Consider the following 18,087-nt stretch of genomic DNA (forward strand, 5'->3'; position numbering starts at 1 on the left):
CGTCACACGCCATCCGCGCAGGTCGTCACACGGCGTTCCCATCGAGCTCGAACCACACCGCCTTCCCCACCCCGTGCGTCCGCACGCCCCAGGCGTCCGCGAGGGACTGGACCAGGATCAGGCCCCTGCCGTTCGTACCGTCGTCGGCGTTCGGTACGCGCGGTCTGGGCAGCCGGGCCACGAAGTCCCGTACCTCCACCCGGAGTCCGTCCGGTCCGACGGTCGCCGTGAACACGGCGTCCCGGTCGGTGTGCACGAGCGCGTTGGTGACGAGCTCGCTGGTGAGCAGTTCGGCTATGTCCGATCGTCCGGGCCTCCCCCAGTGCCGTAACAGCTCGCGCAGTGCCCGGCGTGTCTCCGGTACGGCCCGCAGGTCCGCCCGACCGAGTCTGCGCCTGAGCTGAGGCGGCTGCGCGTGATCCCCGGCGCTCGCGGCCCTGTCCTCCACTGTCTCCACCGAGGAGGCCCCGACCACTGTGGGACCGCCTCCTCGCGCATGCCTTTTCATGACCCCCGCCCGCGTGCCGATGTCGGTTCCCCTCCTGGCTCGAACACGTTCACGGGAACCATTCCCAGTCGAACCGGCGGCAGTCATGTCGAATCGTCAACGACCAGGTGTTCGGCCACGGTTGGGGCGGTCCACACCGTTGGATGAAACCTGGAACGTCACTCGTCGGCCGCCCGGAGACCGCCCTACGCGGCGGCCGGGCCGCGTCCGTCACCGGCCACGGCCCGGCTTCCGGAGCGATGGGCCGTTCGCGGCGAGGGGAGGCGGGGCGATGCATCCGATCCCGGAGGGAGACCGCCGACCAGTGCGGTCCCGCACGGCAACGGGCCGACTGCCCTGCGGGCGCCTGTACCGCAGCGGATCGTATCGACCGCTCATCGCGCGCTGCCGATCCGGTCGTACCCGGCGCGGCGGTGGGGCGGTGCGTTCAGTGGACACCGGCGTGTCCCGCGGTGAGGCGACGGCACGCCTCCGGCCACTTTCCCGCAACCTGGGAATCTGGCCGGAATTCGCGCTCGATGAATGCGGGGCCGCCCGCCCGACCCCCGTCCGGAAGGGCGGCCCCGCTGGTGTGGTGGTCGCGTGACGCGTCGGTCAGTAGAGCTTGTCGACCGCGGTGGTGGTCGTCTTCTTGAATGCCTTCACCGGCGCGTCCGCGAAGTCGCCCATCTGCCCCCACTGCACGACGGTGACGGTGCCGCCGTCCCGGCCGACCGAGACGAGGTGGATGTCCATGGCGCCCCACGAAGCGCGCGTCGCGAAGCCGTGGACACGGGCGCCCTCCTCGACGGACAGGCTGCCGTAGCTCTTGTAGTCGGCCTCGACGTCCGGGGCGGCGTCCATCCGCGTGACGCAGCGCTTGACCTCCTTGTCGAGCCGGTTGGCGAGGGCCTTGGCCTTCGCGCTGTCACCGACGACGATGTTCAGCTGCTCGGCGCCGGTGTCGAGGTCGGTGCGGAAGGTGCGGTAGCGGGAGTCGTAGGCGAGCAGCGCGTCGCCGAAGCAGTACTGCATCTCCTCCGGGACGCCGTCGGTGACCTTGCCGGCGGTCCAGGCGGAGGAGGAGTGCGGCGGCAGTTCGGACGCCGCGAGGAACTTCGGCGCGGGCGCCCTCGTAGCGGCGCCCGCCGGTGCGGCGGACAGCGCGGTGCCTGCGGTGAGGCCGGCGACGGCGAGTGCGGCGAGCACGCCGGCTCGGGTGCGCTTGGACATGGGTATCCCCCCGTGGATGAGATGAGTGCTGAACGCATCAGTGCGTGAACGTGCGGAAGTGGGTCGTCACCGACGCCGGTTGGTCCGTCCGGCCCCCGGTCGGTGCGACACCAGAAGCATCAGCCGTCACAGCGGGCGGTCGCAAGCGTCCTCGCCCGATCCGCGACGGTGGAACCATCCCAGCCCTTCTGACGTGCAGGTATATGGAGTCCCTGGGATGCCGTCCCGGGACGGGGAGGACACGGGAGAACAGTGTCGGAAGCACAGGACGCCGACGTCCAGGAGTTCGCCGGCTTACTCAGACGCCTGAAGGAACGCACCGACCGCAGCTACGGTCAGCTGGCCCGCCGCCTGAACATGAACACCTCCACGTTGCACCGCTACTGCACCGGCGATGCGGTGCCCGTGGACTTCGCCCGCGTGGAGCGCTTCGCCGCGCTGTGCGGGGCGACGCCGGAGGAGCGACTGGAGCTGCACCGCCGCTGGATCCTGGCGGTGGCGGCACGACAACGTTCGCGTACGGCGGTTGCCGGCGCGGCTGCTGCCGACTCGGCGGACAAGGCCCCCTCGGACAGGGCCCTCTCGCACCCGGCCCGGGAACCCGCCCAGGACCCGGCATCGGCCGACCCTCCCCCTCGCCCCTGGTACCGCCGCCGGCGCCTGCTGGTCTCCGCGGCCGTGGCCACCGCTCTCCTCGCCACGCTCGGCAGCCTCACCGCCCTCCCGCACGACCGCCGCAAGGACAGCGACTCCGTCCAGGCCGTCGATCCGCCCCGGACGACGGAGCCGGGCACCTCGCGCCCGAAGCAGGCCGAGTCCCCCAGCCCGTCCGCCACCTCGCCCACACCCTCGGCCGGCGCGTCGAAGGAGTCCCCGGCGAAGCCCGGCGAAACCGCCGACGGGCTGGAGAAGAAGGCCGGACAGCAGCAGCCCCCGACCGGCGTGCCCCTCACCTGGAGCACCGACTCCCATGTCTGGCAGGCCGGCTGCGGTCACGACTACGTCATCGCCAAGCCGCCGGGGCAGGTCCCGCCGCCCCCGGCCCCGCAGGACGCCGCGACCTGGGCGGCGACGCAGAACGCCGTGCACGGCCGGCAGACCCTGGTGGAGATCACGGTGCAGGGCCGGTCGTCCACGGCCGTCGTCCTGGACGCACTGCGCGTCCGTGTCGTCGGCCGTTCGGCGCCCATGGAGGGCACCAACTACGCCATGGACCAAGGCTGTGGCGGAGCGCTGACGCCGCGCTACTTCGAGGTCGACCTGGACAAGGACCGGCCCATCGCCCGCCCGGCCGACGGCAACGACACGGGCGTCACCATCCCGGCGATGCGCCTGCCGTACCGCGTGTCCGCCGAGGACCCCGAGGTGCTGCTGGTCGACGCGCGGACGGTGACCTGCGACTGCAGCTGGTACCTGGAACTGGACTGGTCGTCCCAGGGCCGCAGCGGCACGGTCCGCATCGACGACCACGGCCGCCCGTTCCGTACGACGAGCACCAAGGGGCTGGCGAACTACGCGTACGACACCTCGGCCCGCGCCTGGGTGCCGTGGGAGGAGTAGGAGGGCCCGGGGCTCACTGCGCCTCCCACACGGCGGCCGCCGTACGGTCGTCGGCGTAGCCCTTCACCCGGACCTGGGTGTCGGCGAGGAACTCGGCGAGTCCGGGCGGTTCGAGGCCGGACCACCGTCCGGTCAGGTGGGCGGCGAGTTCGGGTTCGCCGCGCAGCGGGTCGGCGAGGCCGCCGGTGCACATCAGCAGGGTGTCACCGGCGCGGGCGACGGAGGCGCGGAAGCGGAAGGGTTCGCGGAGCGGCTCGGGGGCCGGCTCGTAGGGACTCGGCGGGGTGGTGATGCCGAGGTCCATGGTGAGGCGGTCGCCCTCGGGGGTCTCGGCGGGCAGCGAGCCGAAGCCGACGACGGGTTCGCCGCTGGCATCGGTGACGCGGGGCTCGATGTCCTGCCATTCGCCGTTCCGCAGCCGGAAGAGTCCGCCCTCGCCGACGCCGAAGAAGACGCGCGTACGGCACTCGGGGTCGGCGGGGAGCAGGAGACAGCGCAGGGTCGCCGCGTACTCCTCGGGTTCGATGCCCTGTTCGGCGGCGCTGGCGCGGAGTTTGCCGAGGCTGCGGTCGGTGAGCCGGTGCAGGCCCGACTTGAGGTCACCGCGCCGCGCGGCCCTTATGTCCTCCGCGAGCCTCGCGTGACTGCGGCCGACGGCACGGCCGATCCAGTGGCAGGCCTCGGCGGCGGCGCGGTGCGCGCCCGGGGTGGCTCGGGCGCCGGTCGCCATGGCCACCAGGAGCAGGGCGTGGTCGCCGGTGCCGAAGCGGGCGGTGAGCAGGGAGTCGCGGCGGGGTTCGCCCCGGTAGCGGGCGGAGTCGCCGCGCAGGGAGACGGCCCGCAGGGTGCAGGTGCCGTAGTGGGCGCCGTCGAGCACGGTGTCGGCGACCAGGTCGTCGAGGTCGTCCGGGTCTGCGGGCGGCAGGGCGGTGGGCTCGGCGGCGTAGGTGGGAGGACCGTCGCCCACGTAGTCGAGGGAGCGGGCTGGAGGTGTGGTGGGTGCGGGCAATGCCGGTGTCGGCTGCTCGGGGACCCGGGCCGGGGGCGGTCCGGCATCGGCCGGAGGTGTCTCGACCGTGAATCCCGGCGGTTTCGGCAGACCGGGCGGAAACGCCGGCGGACGCTCCACGGGATCCGCCCCCGCCCTCGGTGACGGGACCGGGGCGCCCGTCCCCGACCGCTGGTTCACCGCCCCCGCGGCCGAGGCGAAGCGGTCGTCCAGTGAGTCGGGGGCCGCCGTCGGGCCCGTGTCCTCGGTGAGGTCTCCATACAGCTGCCCCCACCAGTCGTCCTCGCGGCCGGTGGGCCTACCCCCCTGCTGGTTCATGCCCCCAATTGTCCACCGCTCGGCCCGGATGAAAACGGGGCATCAGGAAAATCCGGCCCCGCCGGGCCACCTCTGACGGCTCGTCGGGTGAGGCCTTGAACAGGCTTGCGAAACACCGGAGGAACGCCGGGCGAAAACAGGTCGCCGGGCGGCCCCACCCCCCACGGGAGAACCGCCCGGCGACTGCCGGGTGACCCGGGCCCAGATCCCCTTCGCGCGCGTCAGCGCACGTCGTAGGCCCGGGTCACGATCTGGGTGACCGAGGCGCCGTCGGCGTCGGTCAGGACGGCCTTGAGTGTGACCGCCCTTCCTGTCGTTCCTCTGTGGTTCACCACCGCCGTCCAGTTCCCGTCGTCCTTCGGCGCGGTCCGCGCCTCGGTCCAGGTCTCGCCCTCGTCGTACGAGTACGCGAGCTCGGCCCGCGTCAGCTCACCGGGCTCGTAGCCCGCGTGGCCGGTCGCCGTGAGAGTGATCGTCTGACCGTCCTCGGCGGGGAGCGTCTTCAGGCCGTCCTCCGGCAGCGTGTACCGCGGGAACAGCAGCGGTATGCCCTGCGAGTACGCGTCCTCGTCCAGTGCGGAGCGGAAGGTCCAGGTCGTCCTCGTGCTCGTCGAACGGTTCCAGGCGCGGGCCGGGGGTCCGATCTTCGCTGTGGTGAGGGTGAGTTCGTACGTGGACTCCTCGGCCGGGACGGTGAACACCCCGAAGGGGTAGGGGCTTTCGCCGATCGTCTCGCCGCCCCGGCTCAGCGTCATGCTGCCGATGTCGCCGAAGCTGCCCCGCACGCCCTGGTGCTGCCCGTCTCCCCAGAAGCCGGGCGCCACGCCGATCAGATCGCCCTGCCGTTCGGCGGCGAGGGCCGGCCGGCCGTTGTCGTCGCGCGGGGTGGCGGGGGCGAGGACGCCGCCGTACCACTCCTCGGTGCGCCGCTCCCCCTTCGCGTACGTCCGCATCGGGTCGATCATGAACTCGCCCCAGGGGAAGCTGCTGGACACCTCGTGCTCCCAGCCGGTCGTCCCCGGCGAGTGGTACTCGGTGCGCCGGAAGGGGGCGGGCACCGTCTCCAACCCGCTGAAGTAGCCGGTCAGTCCGTTCGGGCGGGACATGGACGTCAGGTCGACGTGGTCGGTGGCGCCGCCCGCCATCGAGTTGTACGTCGCGGTGGTCGCCGCCAGCTCCCGGTCCCGGACGCGGTAGGTGCGATCGCCGTCGATCGGGCCCTGCTCCGGGAAGGCCAGGTTGTAGACGTACGGGCTCTTGGCGGTGGCCGTCCAGCGCAGGGTGACGTCCCCGTCCGAGAGCAGGGCCCTCGCCTCCTCGGCCGGGATGGCGAGGACCGGCAGCGGGCCGCCGGTGAAGCCGGCCGACGGGTACCAGCGGCCCGGGGCGTCCCGGTGGACGAGGACGGCCAGCGCACCTGCCTGCTTGGCGCGCGTCGCGACCTCGTAGGCGCTGCCGCCGTCCGGGATCCCGACCAGCGCGATCTTTCCCGCGGCCCCCGAAAGCTCCTCCTCCGTACCGGACTTGGCGTCGAACAGGGAGGCGCGGCCGGTGCCGTCGAGGTTGGCTGAGCTGTAGGACGCGGTGGTCGGATGCAGCGACTTGCCGCCGACGACGGCGAGTTCGCCGATCTGCGGGGCCGTCGCACGCCAGAAGCTGTCGAACTCGAAGTCCCCGTCCAAGGCCCGACCGGTGACGGCGGCGTAGTAGCCGCGCAGTGCGCGTCCGCCCGCCGCCGTGCCCGCGTGCAGCCAGGTACCGTCCCAGCTGCGGGCGAACCCGAGGGTGGCGCCCCGCAGTTCGGTCGGCCGGTCGGCCTTGATGGTGAGGCGGTGGGCCCTGCGCGCGTCGAGGACGACGGTCGTGTCGTCGCGGATCTCCAGCTGGGGACGGCCGAGGTGGGTGAGGGAGTCCAGGAGCGTGCCCTCGGTCTCGGGGGTCGTGATGAAGCTGGACAGGAAGTAGGCGCCTGGGCGGATCTCGTACGTCTGGTCCGTGGCCCCTTCGTTGAAGCGGCGCTGGCCGGTCGCGTCGTCGGTGCCGATGAGGTCGACGGAGGAGGCGCCGGCGGCGGGCTCGCCGAGCCGGTCGATCAGCTTCACGCGCAAGGTGACGGTCTCCGGCTGGACGTACAGCGCGAAGGGGGTGGAGACGGTGACGCCGTTCGCCGTGGCGAGGACCCGGCCGGTGACGTCGCCGTACTGCGCCCGTGTGAGGGTCGCGGTCGGGTCGATCCGCAGCGGCACCTCGGCCGTCGCGCCCGCCGGGACGGTGACCGTGCGGGCGGCGAGGCGGGCGAGGGGTGAGCGGACGGTGGAGCCGTCGTTGCCGGTGACGGCGGGCACCGTCAGCCTCAACTCCACCGCCCTGTCCGTGGTGTTGGTGTAGGGCACGGCGACACTCGTGCGGTCGCTCGTGTCCTGCGGCCAGTTGAAGGTGCCGGCCTGCAGCGCGGGTGCGCCCAGCACCTTCTGGCCGATCGCGGCGCCGACGTCGAGGCGCCCGCCGCCCGTCTCGCGCACGTCGCCGGGGATGCCCGCGTCAGCGGAGGAGACGAGGGCCGCCTTGATCCGCCGGGCACTCCAGTCGGGGTGACGCTGCTTGACGAGGGCCGCCGCGCCCGCGACATGCGGGGTCGCCATCGACGTACCGCTCATGGACCGGTACGCGTACACGCCGCGACCACCCGCCTGCGCGGCGGAGATGTCGACGCCGGGTGCGGTGATCTCCGGCTTGAGGGTGTGCGAGCCGTACGCCGGGCCGCGGCTGGAGAAGGAGGCCGTGGAGTCGTCGCGGTCGACGGCGCCGACGGTGAGGACGCTCGGGGCGCAGCCCGGGGACGAGACCGTGTTGTTGCCGGGGCCGGTGTTGCCCGCCGCGATGACGAAGAGGGTGTTCTCGCTCGACCGGGCGAGCTCCTGAGTGGCCTGGGCCATCGGGTCGGTGCAGTCGGTGCGGGCCGGGTTGCCGAGGCTCATCGAGACGACGTCGGCGCCCTGGTCGACGGCCCACTGCATGCCGGCGATGATCCACGAGGTCTCGCCGTAGCCGTAGTCGTCGAGGACCTTGCCGTTGAGGAGGGCCGTGCCGGGGGCGACGCCCTTCTTGCTGCCGTCGCTCGCGGCGCCCGTGCCGCCGACGGTGGAGGTGGTGTGGGTGCCGTGGCCCTGGCGGTCGCCGGCGTCCGGGGAGTCGGTGAAGTTCCTCGACGCGGTGACGCGGTCCTTGAGGTCGGGGTGTTCGGCGTCGACGCCGGTGTCCAGGACGGCGACCTTCGTGCCCTTGCCGTCGTAGCCGGCGGCCCACGCCTCGGGGGCGTGCACCTGACGGGTCGAACGGTCGAGGGTGGCCTTGACCTTGGCGTCGAGCCACAGCTTCTCGAGGTCGCCGGCCGCGCGGGAGCGGGGGCCGGTGACATCCGACCAGAAGTCGGCTGCCTTCTTCTTGTCGGCCTCCAGGGCCACGCCGTCGATCGGGTCGAGGACGATGCCGCGTTCGGCGCCGCGCGGGGCGGGCGGGACGGAGCGGGCGACGGAGCGGTCGTAGGTGGCGATCAGCGGGAGGGTCGCGCGGTGCGTGTCGTCGTAGCCCTGGCGGACCAGGCCGGTGACGTTGAACAGTTCCTCGTCGACCCGGCCCGCGGCGAGGGCCTCGACCGCACGCTCGGGGTAGACGTAAAGGTCGTCGCCGGAGCGGCGGGTCTGTGTGAAGGGGGTCGTACCGTCCGGGCCCGGCAGGGCGACGGCCCCGTCCCGGGTGACGAGGACCCGGTCGCCGGTGACCAGGGTGACGACCGAGCCGGCGCCGGGGGTGGCCCGGGCGCCGGTCAGCGGTCTCGGTGCGGTGTCGGCCGCGTGCGTGGGTACGGCCGGCGTCACGGCCAGGATCGCGGCGGTCGCCGCGCCCAGTGCCGTACGCGATATCGCTCTCCCCAAGATCGCCTCTTCCCGTCCTGCCGCCTGCCCGGAGACGCGAAAGCACAGGCCAAGAAGGCCCAAGTCGGGCAATGCGGGCGGTGGTTGATGCTGCGGTGGCGACACCTTGGCAGAGTGACGGGTGGTACCGCGATGATGTGCGGAGGCGGTTTTGCGCCGTGGCCGTTTTCCGCCACGGACCGGACGCGGGTGTTCGCTTGGGGAAGGGCGCGGCCAGATGCTGGGAGCCATCGGTCTCGACGAGACGCACGAGTCGGCGTACCGGGCCCTGGTGTCCGTGGGCGCCGCCGACGTACCGGATCTCGCGCGACGGCTGACCCTCGGCGAGCAGGACACCGAGCGTGCCCTGCGCCGGCTCGAGCGGCACGGGCTCGCGGCGCAGTCCTCCGCCCGGCCCGGCCGCTGGGTCGCCGCGCCGCCCGGGGTGGCGCTGGGCGCGCTGCTCACCCAGCAGCGGCACGAGCTGGAGCAGGCGGAGCTGGCGGCGGCGATGCTCGCCGAGGAGTACCGGGCGGGGGCCACCGAACCCGCCGTGCACGACCTGGTCGAGGTGGTGATCGGCGCGGCCGCGGTGTCCCAGCGCTTCCTCCAGCTGCAGCTCGGCGCGAGCGAGGAGGTGTGTGCGCTGGTCACCGGCAGCCCGGTCGCCGTCACCGGGACCGAGAACGACGCGGAGGAGCAGGCCGCCGATCGCGGTGTGAGCTACCGCGTGGTCCTGGAGCGGTCGGTTCTCGACCAGCCGCACGGCATCACCGAGCTGTCCGCCGCCCTCGGCCGTGAGGAGCAGGTCCGGGTGGTGGAGCGGGTCCCGACCAAGCTGGTGATAGCCGACCGGACGCTCGCCCTGGTGCCGCTGACCTCGCACACCGCGGAACCGGCCGCGCTGGTGGTCCACGCGAGCGGGCTGCTGGAGCTGCTGTTCGGGCTGTTCGAGTCGGTGTGGCGGGAGGCGCTGCCGGTGAGCTTCGGCCACTCCGGTCTCACCGAGCAGCAGCCGGACGGCCCCGACGACACGGATCTGGAGGTGCTCTCGCTGCTGCTGGCGGGGCTGACCGACGCGAGCGTGGCCAAGCAGCTGGACCTGGGGCTCAGGACCGTGCAGCGCCGGGTGAAGCGGCTGATGGAGCTGACCGGGGTGACGACGAGGCTGCAGCTGGGGTGGCACGTCTACGAGCGTGGATGGGTGGCGCGGGGGCGGCAGGGGTGACGGGACCGCGCCCACGGTGTGATCGCTGATCTGCGCGTTCTCCCGGGCTCCGGCACTCTGGTCAGATGGGACTTTGGGACCTCCTACTGGTCGGTCTGGTCCTCCTGCTCGGCCTGTGCGGAGTTCTGGTGCCCGGCGTGCCGGGGTCGTGGCTCGTGTGGGCCGCGGTCATGTGGTGGGCGGTGAAGGATCCGCAGCCCGTCGCGTGGTGGGTGCTCGTGGGGGCCACCGTCGTGCTGTTCCTCTCCCAGGTGGTGCGCTGGGCGCTGCCACCCCGCCGACTGCGCCCGAACTGGGCCGACCGCCGTATGACGGTGTACGCCGGTGTGGGGTCGTTCCTGGGCTTCTTCCTGATCCCCGTGCTCGGCTCGATCCCCGGCTTCATGGCCGGCGTCTACCTGGAGGAACGGCTCCGCCTCGGCCGCAGCGGCGAGGCGCGGGCCGCGCTGCGGACGGCGATGCGGTCGGGCGGGTCGAGTGTGCTGGCGGAGCTGTTCACCTGCCAGTTGATCGCGGGGGCGTGGTTGGGGGCGGTGATCTGGGGTTGATACATCGGGTCTCTCTCATCTCGCCGCTTCGCTATTGACGGCGGATGGCGCATTCCCTACGTTGCGTCCCGGGATAGCTCCGATGAATCTCCACGCAGCTGTACGAGCCGCCGGGAGGCGCCATGCCCAGCCCGTCCAGACGTACCGTGCTCGCCACCGGACCAGCTCTCGGCGGGACCCTCCTCGCCGGCGCACTGCCCGCACAGGCGAGCGCGACCACCCCGGAATCCGACGCCCCGACCCGCTCCGACCCCTGGCGCACCGTCCTCGACGACGCCGACCTCGTCTGGCGGCGCATGCCGGCCACCTGGTACGAGGGTCCCTTCCTCGGCAACGGATTCCTCGGTTCCGGCATCTACGCCGAGCCGGGTGCCGGGACCCGGGCCGTGCGCTTCAACGTCCAGCACTCCGAGGTCCAGGACCACCGTCCCGAATTCGGCTCGCTCTTCGGGCTGGCCCGCCTGCCCATCGGCCACTTCACGCTGGAGCCGGTGGGCACGATCACCGGCCTGGACTGGCGGCTGGGCCTGCGCGACGCGGAACTCACCGGCACGCTCACCACGGACCGGGGCACCCTCGCGCTGCGCGCCCTCGTGCACAACGACCGCTCGGTGCTGGCCGTCGAGGTCACCCCGAGCGCGGGCGAGCGCGGCTTCCGCTGGGTCTTCCACCCGGCGGAGGCGATCAGCCCCCGGGCGGCCTTCAAGCCCCTCCCCGCCGGCTACCGGGGCAACCCGCCCGCCGAGGTCGCCGAGCACGACGGCGTGTCGGCGGCCGTACAGCCCCTGCTGGCGGGCGGGCAGCATGTGACGGCGTGGCGGGAGCGGAGCACGGGCCGGGCACGGACGCTGTACGTCCATGTCGCGCACTCCCACCCCGGGACGACGGCGCTGGACCGGGCGCTGAAGGCCGTACGCCGCACCAGCCCGCTGCCCTACTCCGCGCTGGCGGTGACGCACCGGGCCTGGTGGCACGCCTACTACCGCAAGAGCTTCCTGTCCCTGCCCGACGCCCGGATGCAGCGTTTCTACTGGATCCAGCTCTACAAGACCGCCTCGGCCGCGCGCCGCGACGCCCCCGTGATGGCGACGAGCGGCCCCTGGCTGGAGCCCACCCCGTGGCCGAACACCTGGTGGAACCTCAACGCGCAGCTGGAGTACTGGCTGATCCACGGCTCCAACCACCTCGAACTCGACGCGATCACCCGGTCGTTGAGCGTGTTCCGCGACAATCTGGCCACGGAGACGCCGGCCCCGTACCGCGCGGACTCCCTCGGTATCCCGCGCACCACGGACCCGACCCTGATCAACGGGGCCACCGACCCGCTGACCGGCTACGGCGTCGGCGTCCCCGGCCAGGACCCGCCGACCCCCGAGGTCGGCAATCTCACCTGGGCGCTGCACAACGTCTGGCTCAGCTACCGCCACACGATGGACGAGTCGATCCTCAGGGACGTCCTCCACCCGTTGCTGCGCAAGGCGATCAACTACTACCTGCACTTCCTGGAGCCCGGCCCGGACGGAAAGCTGCATCTGCCGGCCACCTTCTCCCCGGAGTACGGCGGCGACTCACGGGACTGCAACTACGACCTGATGCTGCTGACCTGGGGCTGCCGCACCCTGCTCGACTCGGCCGAAGTCCTGGGCATCGACGACGCGCTGGCACCGCGCTGGCGGGAGGTCCTGGCACGGAGGGCGGCCTACCCGACCGACTCCAACGGCTTCATGATCGGTGCGGACATCCCCTTCGCGAAGTCGCACCGGCACTACTCGCATCTGCTCGCGGTGTACCCGCTGTACGAGCTGACCGGCCGCACGGCCGACGAACGGGCCCTGATCGAGCGGTCGTTGGCCCACTGGGTGGGCTTCGAGGGCGCTCTTCAGGGCTACACCTTCACGGGCGCGGCATCGATGTCGGCCCTGCTGGGCAAGGGCGAGGACGCCCTGAAGTACCTGGGTGAGCTGATGTCCCGCTTCGTCCAGCCCAACACCATGTACAAGGAGTCGGGCCCGGTCATCGAGACACCGCTGTCGGCGGCGCAGTCACTGCACGACATGATCTGCCAGTCCTGGGGCGGGACGATCCGCGTCTTTCCCGCCCTCCCGGCCGCCTGGGCGGACGTGACGGTGCACGACTTCCGCACCCAGGGCGCCTTCCTGGTGTCGGCGGTCCGCGAGGGCGGGGCCACGCGCTGGGTACGGCTGGCCAGCGAGGCGGGCGCGCCCTGCGTCGTAAGGCACGGCATCACGGGGCCGGTCGAGGTGCGGGACGGGCGAGGCCGACCGCTGCGGTACTCCGACGCCGGGGACGGAGCGATCCGCATCGCCCTGCGCAAGGGCGACGCGGCGCTGATCACGCCCCGGGGCACCCGTCCGGACCTGACGATCGCGCCGGTACGGCCGAACGCGGAGGCGCCGCGATGGGGGCTGCCGGCGGAGTAGGCCCAGGGCAGTAGGGCGAGCGGCCGATGCGCCGCCGGTGCGGGCGTGCTTCGCTGGCCGTATGACCGGTTTCAGCGAGGCCGAACGCGCATACCTGACGTCCCAGCGACTGGGGCGGCTGGCCACCGTGGACCCGACGGGCCGGCCCCAGGCGAATCCGGTCGGCTTCTTCCCGCAGGACGACGGGACGATCCTGATCGGCGGACGCGCCATGGGCACCACCAAGAAGTGGCGCAACCTGCGCGAAAACCCCAAGGTCGCCCTCGTCGTCGACGACCTCGTCAGCGTACGGCCGTGGCGGGTGCGCGGGATCGAGGTCCGCGGGGACGCGGAGCTCCTCACCGGCCCGCACGGGCTGGGCCCGTACTTCAGCGAGGAGGTCATCCGCATCCATCCGCGGTGGGTCCGCAGCTGGGGGCTGACGGACGACTGACGTCACGGTGCGGACTGGAGTGTGCCCTCCAGCGTGAGCAGCCGCACCTTCCGTTCGAGGCCGCCCGCGTATCCGGTCAGTGACCCGTCGGCCCCGATCACCCGGTGGCAGGGGCGCACGATCAGCAGCGGGTTGGCACCGATCGCGCCGCCGACGGCCCGCACCGCGGGACGGGAGGCGCCGATACGCGCGGCGATCTCGCCGTATGTCGTGGTGGACCCGTAGGGAACGTCGTCGAGGGCGGCCCAGACCCGCTCCCGGAACTCACTGCCGGCCGTGCTCAACCGCAGCTGGAAGTCCTTCAGTTCACCGGCGAAGTAGGCGGCGAGCTGTTCCTCGGCCGCACCGAAGAGTGCGGGGTCGCGCCGCCAGCCGTCCTGGACGGTCCGGCCGCCCTTCTGGCCGGGCACGGAGACGGAGGTCAGGGCGCCGGTGGCGGGGTCGGCGGTGAGGAGGAGGGGGCCGAGCGGGCTGTCGAGCTCGGTCCAGTGAACGGGGGTCGTGACCATCATGATTACTCCAACTCCCCTGCTGCACGCAGGTGTTGCAAAGCGTAGGAGCGCCAGGGGCGCCAGCTGTCGGGGGTGTCGACGCCGGGCGGGGCGACATCGGGGTCGCCGAGGGCACGGGTGCGGATGACGGCGACCGTACGGGCGTCGATGCCGGGCAGGGCCAGCAGCGCGCCCTGTGCCTCGTCCCGGTCGGCGCCCGGGTCCAGCCGTAGGGCACCGTCGGCGAGGGCGGCGGTGAGCGCGCCGAGGGGGCCGTGCGGCTCGGCTTCGGCGAGGACGCCGGCCTCGGGGAACAGATGGGTGAGGGCGCCGCAGGGCGCGTCGAGCGCCTTGCCGTACCGCGCCACCAGCCGCTCCGCCTCCACCGGGCCGACCAGTGCCCGAACGGCCAGTTCCTCCGCGTCGGCGGCACCGGGTGACCGCAGCCCCGGCCGGGCGGCGACCATCGGTCCGAGCCGGGGGTCGGCGCCGAGCCGCTCGTCCACGGCGTAGGGATCGGCGTCGAGATCGAACAGGCGCCGCAGCCGGTGGACGGCGGTGGTCAGGTCGCGGGGGTCGGTGAGGTGGAGGCGGGCGTCGAGCCAGCCGCCCGGGTGGGCGCCGCCCGATGCCCGGGAGGCTCCCGTCCGCTCGTCCACGGCGACGATTCCGGTGCCGTGGGGAAGGCGGAGGGTGCGCCGGTAGGTGCGACGCCCGGGCGGCCCGGACACCACCTCGACGCCGGGAACGGACTCGCGCTCCAGCTGGTCGAAGACGGCGCCGCTCCGGTAGGGGCCCCGGTGGGCAAGCCGCAGCGGTATCCCGGCCGACGGGGTGCCCGTGCGCCGAGCGTCCCGTCCGCCCCTCGGTGCGGCGGCCGCCCTCAGCTCGCTCGGCGTCGAGGCGTACACCTCCCGGATCGTGTCGTTGAACTGCCGCACACTGGCGAACCCGGCCGCGAACGCGATCTCCGTGATCGGCAGGTCGGTGGTCTGGAGCAGCACGCGCGCGGTGTGCGCCCGCTGCGCACGGGCGAGCGCGACCGGGCCCGCGCCGAGCTCGGCGGTGAGCTGGCGCTGCACCTGGCGGGCGCTGTACCCGAGCCGTGTCGCGAGCCCGGCGACGCCCTCCCGGTCGACGATCCCGTCGCCGATCAGGCGCACGGCACGGCCGACCACGTCGGCCCGCACGTTCCACGCGGCCGACCCGGGCACGGCGTCCGGCCGGCACCGCCGGCAGGCCCGGAAACCCGAGCCCTGCGCGGCGGCGGCCGTCGGGAAGAACCGCACGTTGTGCCGCTTCGGGGTGACCGCCGGGCAGCTGGGGCGGCAGTAGATGCCGGTCGTTTCGACGGCGAAGAAGAACTCGCCGTCGAACCGCCCGTCCCGGCTGCGCACCGCCTCGTACCTGGTGTCTTCGTCCGTCATGCTGTCCAGTGTCCGCCGTGCCACGGGTCGGGGCTAGCGGAAAACGGACATCTAGCCGACCCGCCCCGCGGGCACCGGAACCGTCATCGCGCCCGCCCCCGCTTCGCCTCCATCGCCGCGCGCCCTTCCGCCCCCTTCCGCTTCCAGTCCTTCTTGATCTCGGCCCTGAGCCGAGCGTCCGTCTTGGCCACGATCCACTGGTTCTCCCGCATCAGCTTGCGGTAGCTCTCCAGCCGACGCAGCGGCAGCGAACCCTCGTCGATCGCGGCCAGCACCGCGCAACCCGGCTCGCTCTCGTGCGCACAGTCGTGGAAGCGGCACCGCCCGCCCAGCTCCTCGATCTCCGAGAAGACCTGGCCGACACCGGTCTCGGCGTCCCACAGCCCGACGCCGCGCAGCCCCGGCGTGTCGATCAGGACGCCGCCGCCCGGCAGGGCGAGGAGGTTGCGCGTGGTGGTGGTGTGGCGGCCCTTGCCGTCGACGTCGCGCGCGGCCTGGACCTCCATCACGTCCTCGCCGAGCAGCGCGTTGGCCAGTGTGGACTTGCCCGCGCCGGACTGCCCGAGCAGCACGGACGTACCGCCGCCGACGACCGCGGTGAGGACGTCGAGCCCCTCCCCCAGGGTCGCGCTGGCGGTCAGCACGGGCACACCCGGCGCCGCGGTCTCCACGTCCTCGACCAGGTGCGAGAGCGTCACCGCGTCGGGCACGAGGTCGGCCTTGGTGAGGACCACGACCGGCTGTGCGCCCGACTCCCACGCGAGGGCGAGGAAGCGCTCGATACGACCGAGGTCGAGTTCGACCGCCAACGACACGGCGACGATGGCGTGGTCGACGTTGGCGGCGAGGATCTGCCCCTCGGACCGCTTGGAGGAGGTGGAGCGCACGAAGGCGGTACGGCGCGGCAGATACGTCCGTACGTAGCGCGGGTTGCCCGCGGGTTCGACGGCGACCCAGTCACCGGTGCACACGACCCGCATCGGATCGTGCGGGGTGACGAACGCCGTGTCGGCGCGTACCAGACCGTCGGCGGTGACGACGTCGCACTGCCCGCGGTCGACCCGCACGACGCGCCCGGGCAGCAGCCCCTCGGCGTCGTACGGGGTGAAAGCGTCGGCCCAGCCGGTGTCCCAGCCGTAGGGAGCCAACGCGGAGAAAACAGAGGTGGAAGTCAACGGGTGACCCTTCACAAGGGTGGCCCCGGCAGCCGCGTACCCATGACGCGGAAAGATCAGGTGAGGTCAGCCGGCGGCCACGGAGGTGGACTTGACGAACTGGATGCGGGCAGTGCTCATCGCAAAGACAGCCATCGGTCGACACCTCCTCACACACGTCCGCTCGACGGCGGCGGCCATCGGCCACCGCCCTGATCTTCCGTCACTCTAGCCCGGCCCCCGGAAGGCCCGTCAACCGGTTTACGCGCAGTGGTGCCCGTTCAGCGTGAAGTCGGCCCCGGCCGAGTTCTCACCCTCCCAGGAGGCGATGAACCCGAAGGAGAGGGCGCCGTTCGCCTGGACCGTCCGGTTGTAGTCGGCGGCCTCGGCGCTGACCCGGGAGCCGTTCTGGGCGAAGCTCGCGTCCCACATCTGGCCGACCTGCTGGCCGTCCCTGAAGGTCCAGGCGACGCGCCAGTCGTCGAGGGCCTGTTCGGTGGTGACCGTGACGGTGGCCTGGAAACCGTCGGGCCACTCGTTGACGAGGTCGTAGTCGACCTCGCAGGTCGGCGCGGCGCTCGGGGAGGGTTCCGGGTCGTCCTCACGGGCCGTGGAGGACTGGGTGCCCTGGGGTTCCGGTTCGGGGTTCTTCGGCTCGGGCGAGTCGTCCCGGGTGACGCTCTCCGAGGGGTCCGGGGAGTTCGCGGACGGCTGTGTGGCGGCGGTGACCGGCAGGGTGAAGCCGGGGTCGGCGACCGGCTGGCGGTCGGACGGGTCACCGCCCGCCGTGGCGCCGTCGCCGGTGGAGCCGCCCGGCATCATCGACACCGCGAGGGCGAGCGCGGAGACGAGGACGGCCGCGACGAGCAGGCCGCTGCGCACGACGCGCGCCTTGTTCCCACCGGGGTTCGGCGGGCCCGCGTCGGCGTCCGCCGAGCCGGGGCGCCCGGCACCGAGGCGCACTTCGGCGGCCCGGCGGCGGCGCTCCAGATAGGCGAGGCCGCCCCAGCCGATCACTCCGCCGGCGAGAGCGCCGGGCAGCCCGCCGCCGTGCAGCCGCAGACAGGCGGCGGCCTCGGCGCACTGGACACAGGTGGCGAGGTGCCGGGAGAGGTCGTCGGGAGTGTCGGCGCCGTGCGAGCGGGTGACGGCGTCGAGGAGGCGGGCGTAGCTGCGGCACCGCGCGTCCATCGGCGTGTCGAGGTGGTTGCGCTGGCAGCGGTCCCGGAACAGGCCGCGGACCTGGGCGAGTTCATCGGCGACGGTGGCCGGGTCGAGGCCGAGCCGCCGGGCCACGACGGTCTGCGGCAGCGCCTCCACCTCGGCCAGCCACAGCAGCGCGGCGTCCGGCTCCTGCATGTCGCGCAGTCCGCGCAGCGCGAGCGGGCGCTGGAGCGGGAGGCCGGTGTAGCGGGCGGCCTTGTCGGAGTTGAGCCACAGGCGCAGGTCGGGGTCGAGTTCGTGGCCCTGGCCGTTCTGCTCCCAGGCGGCCGCCGCGGTGCGTACGGCGGTCAGGAGGAGGGGGATCCGCGGCAGCCGGGCCGGGCGGCGGCCGGCGCTGCGGAGGGTTGCGGTCTCGGCCTCACGGGCCTCGCGTATACCGGCGGAAAACGCCTCCGCGGCCAGCTGGTTGGCGGCCGAGGACCCGGCCGTGCACAGATCGGCGTACGACAGCACGGCGTCCCAGCACTCGGAGAACAGCGCTGCCTCGGTGGCGTCCTGGGGGGTCGGCAGGTCAGGCATGAGTCTCCTGCATGACGTGCGAGGTCAACTCGCCATATTGGCAATGGAGTTGGGGGGAACCTCGCGGCAGGGCATGAGCCTTTCACGTATTCAACACAACT

Annotated in this window: 13 protein-coding genes; 5 read left to right on the forward strand and 8 right to left on the reverse strand. The window is 72.8% G+C overall.

From position 1 onward, the window contains the following. Nucleotides 1-25: 25 nt before the first annotated feature. Nucleotides 26-448 (reverse strand): ATP-binding protein, encoded by a 423-nt coding sequence (locus tag ACFQ6S_RS14185; RefSeq protein ID WP_383409264.1) that lies wholly within the window; start codon nucleotides 446-448, stop codon nucleotides 26-28. A 654-nt stretch (nucleotides 449-1,102) separates the two neighbouring features. After that, on the reverse strand, nucleotides 1,103-1,720 hold the full coding sequence (locus tag ACFQ6S_RS14190; protein WP_383407916.1) for a hypothetical protein: 618 nt from the start codon (nucleotides 1,718-1,720) through the stop codon (nucleotides 1,103-1,105). Between the two features lie 252 nt (nucleotides 1,721-1,972). Between ACFQ6S_RS14190 and ACFQ6S_RS14195 the strand changes: the two genes are divergently transcribed. Further along, nucleotides 1,973-3,280 (forward strand): helix-turn-helix domain-containing protein, encoded by a 1,308-nt coding sequence (locus ACFQ6S_RS14195; RefSeq protein WP_383407919.1) that lies wholly within the window; start codon nucleotides 1,973-1,975, stop codon nucleotides 3,278-3,280. A gap of 13 nt (nucleotides 3,281-3,293) precedes the next feature. On the opposite strand, the gene ACFQ6S_RS14200 is transcribed toward ACFQ6S_RS14195, so the two are convergent. Together ACFQ6S_RS14200 and ACFQ6S_RS14205 are read right to left on the reverse strand one after the other, a co-directional pair. Then, a complete protein-coding gene (locus ACFQ6S_RS14200; RefSeq protein ID WP_383407921.1) occupies nucleotides 3,294-4,607 on the reverse strand; it encodes a PP2C family serine/threonine-protein phosphatase in 1,314 nt (437 codons plus the stop codon). 221 nt (nucleotides 4,608-4,828) lie between these two features. Next, a complete protein-coding gene (locus ACFQ6S_RS14205; protein ID WP_383407924.1) occupies nucleotides 4,829-8,542 on the reverse strand; it encodes a S8 family serine peptidase in 3,714 nt (1,237 codons plus the stop codon). 217 nt (nucleotides 8,543-8,759) lie between these two features. Here ACFQ6S_RS14205 and ACFQ6S_RS14210 point away from each other — a divergent pair, with 217 nt between their 5' ends. The 4 genes from ACFQ6S_RS14210 (at nucleotide 8,760) to ACFQ6S_RS14225 (ending at nucleotide 13,171) form a co-directional block, all read left to right on the forward strand. After that, on the forward strand, nucleotides 8,760-9,749 hold the full coding sequence (locus ACFQ6S_RS14210; RefSeq protein ID WP_383407927.1) for a helix-turn-helix domain-containing protein: 990 nt from the start codon (nucleotides 8,760-8,762) through the stop codon (nucleotides 9,747-9,749). A 65-nt stretch (nucleotides 9,750-9,814) separates the two neighbouring features. Beyond that, nucleotides 9,815-10,297 carry a DUF456 domain-containing protein gene (locus tag ACFQ6S_RS14215; RefSeq protein WP_383407930.1) on the forward strand — a complete coding sequence of 161 codons (483 nt, stop codon included), beginning with the start codon at nucleotides 9,815-9,817 and terminating at the stop codon, nucleotides 10,295-10,297. A 122-nt stretch (nucleotides 10,298-10,419) separates the two neighbouring features. Further along, on the forward strand, nucleotides 10,420-12,738 hold the full coding sequence (locus ACFQ6S_RS14220; protein ID WP_383407933.1) for a glycoside hydrolase family 95-like protein: 2,319 nt from the start codon (nucleotides 10,420-10,422) through the stop codon (nucleotides 12,736-12,738). Between the two features lie 61 nt (nucleotides 12,739-12,799). Continuing rightward, on the forward strand, nucleotides 12,800-13,171 hold the full coding sequence (locus tag ACFQ6S_RS14225; RefSeq protein ID WP_383407936.1) for a PPOX class F420-dependent oxidoreductase: 372 nt from the start codon (nucleotides 12,800-12,802) through the stop codon (nucleotides 13,169-13,171). 2 nt (nucleotides 13,172-13,173) lie between these two features. Here the strand turns inward: ACFQ6S_RS14225 and ACFQ6S_RS14230 are convergent, their stop codons facing one another. From ACFQ6S_RS14230 to ACFQ6S_RS14245, 4 genes are all read right to left on the reverse strand, one after another. Beyond that, entirely contained in the window at nucleotides 13,174-13,683 is a 510-nt protein-coding gene (locus tag ACFQ6S_RS14230) for a methylated-DNA--[protein]-cysteine S-methyltransferase (protein WP_383407939.1), read from the reverse strand. A 2-nt stretch (nucleotides 13,684-13,685) separates the two neighbouring features. Then, complete coding sequence (locus tag ACFQ6S_RS14235; RefSeq protein WP_383407942.1) at nucleotides 13,686-15,089, reverse strand: DNA-3-methyladenine glycosylase 2 family protein; 1,404 nt, start codon at nucleotides 15,087-15,089, stop codon at nucleotides 13,686-13,688. A gap of 83 nt (nucleotides 15,090-15,172) precedes the next feature. Further along, nucleotides 15,173-16,264, reverse strand: a complete 1,092-nt coding sequence (gene rsgA / locus ACFQ6S_RS14240) for a ribosome small subunit-dependent GTPase A (protein ID WP_383407945.1) — start codon at nucleotides 16,262-16,264, stop codon at nucleotides 15,173-15,175. A gap of 240 nt (nucleotides 16,265-16,504) precedes the next feature. After that, nucleotides 16,505-17,986, reverse strand: coding sequence for a cellulose binding domain-containing protein (locus tag ACFQ6S_RS14245; protein ID WP_383407948.1), 1,482 nt, complete (start codon nucleotides 17,984-17,986; stop codon nucleotides 16,505-16,507). Between the last annotated feature and the right edge of the window lie 101 nt (nucleotides 17,987-18,087).

The organism is Streptomyces sp. NPDC056479 (assembly GCF_042795335.1).
Classification (GTDB): domain Bacteria; phylum Actinomycetota; class Actinomycetes; order Streptomycetales; family Streptomycetaceae; genus Streptomyces.

Bases quoted from the DNA above. Each gene is read 5' to 3' on its own strand.
- ACFQ6S_RS14190 (WP_383407916.1), bottom strand. From the start codon at position 1,720: ATGTCCAAGCGCACCCGAGCCGGCGTGCTCGCCGCACTCGCCGTCGCC.
- ACFQ6S_RS14200 (WP_383407921.1), bottom strand. From the start codon at position 4,607: ATGAACCAGCAGGGGGGTAGGCCCACCGGCCGCGAGGACGACTGGTGG.
- ACFQ6S_RS14210 (WP_383407927.1), top strand. From the start codon at position 8,760: ATGCTGGGAGCCATCGGTCTCGACGAGACGCACGAGTCGGCGTACCGG.
- ACFQ6S_RS14215 (WP_383407930.1), top strand. From the start codon at position 9,815: ATGGGACTTTGGGACCTCCTACTGGTCGGTCTGGTCCTCCTGCTCGGC.
- ACFQ6S_RS14220 (WP_383407933.1), top strand. From the start codon at position 10,420: ATGCCCAGCCCGTCCAGACGTACCGTGCTCGCCACCGGACCAGCTCTC.
- ACFQ6S_RS14225 (WP_383407936.1), top strand. From the start codon at position 12,800: ATGACCGGTTTCAGCGAGGCCGAACGCGCATACCTGACGTCCCAGCGA.
- ACFQ6S_RS14230 (WP_383407939.1), bottom strand. From the start codon at position 13,683: ATGATGGTCACGACCCCCGTTCACTGGACCGAGCTCGACAGCCCGCTC.
- ACFQ6S_RS14235 (WP_383407942.1), bottom strand. From the start codon at position 15,089: ATGACGGACGAAGACACCAGGTACGAGGCGGTGCGCAGCCGGGACGGG.
- ACFQ6S_RS14245 (WP_383407948.1), bottom strand. From the start codon at position 17,986: ATGCCTGACCTGCCGACCCCCCAGGACGCCACCGAGGCAGCGCTGTTC.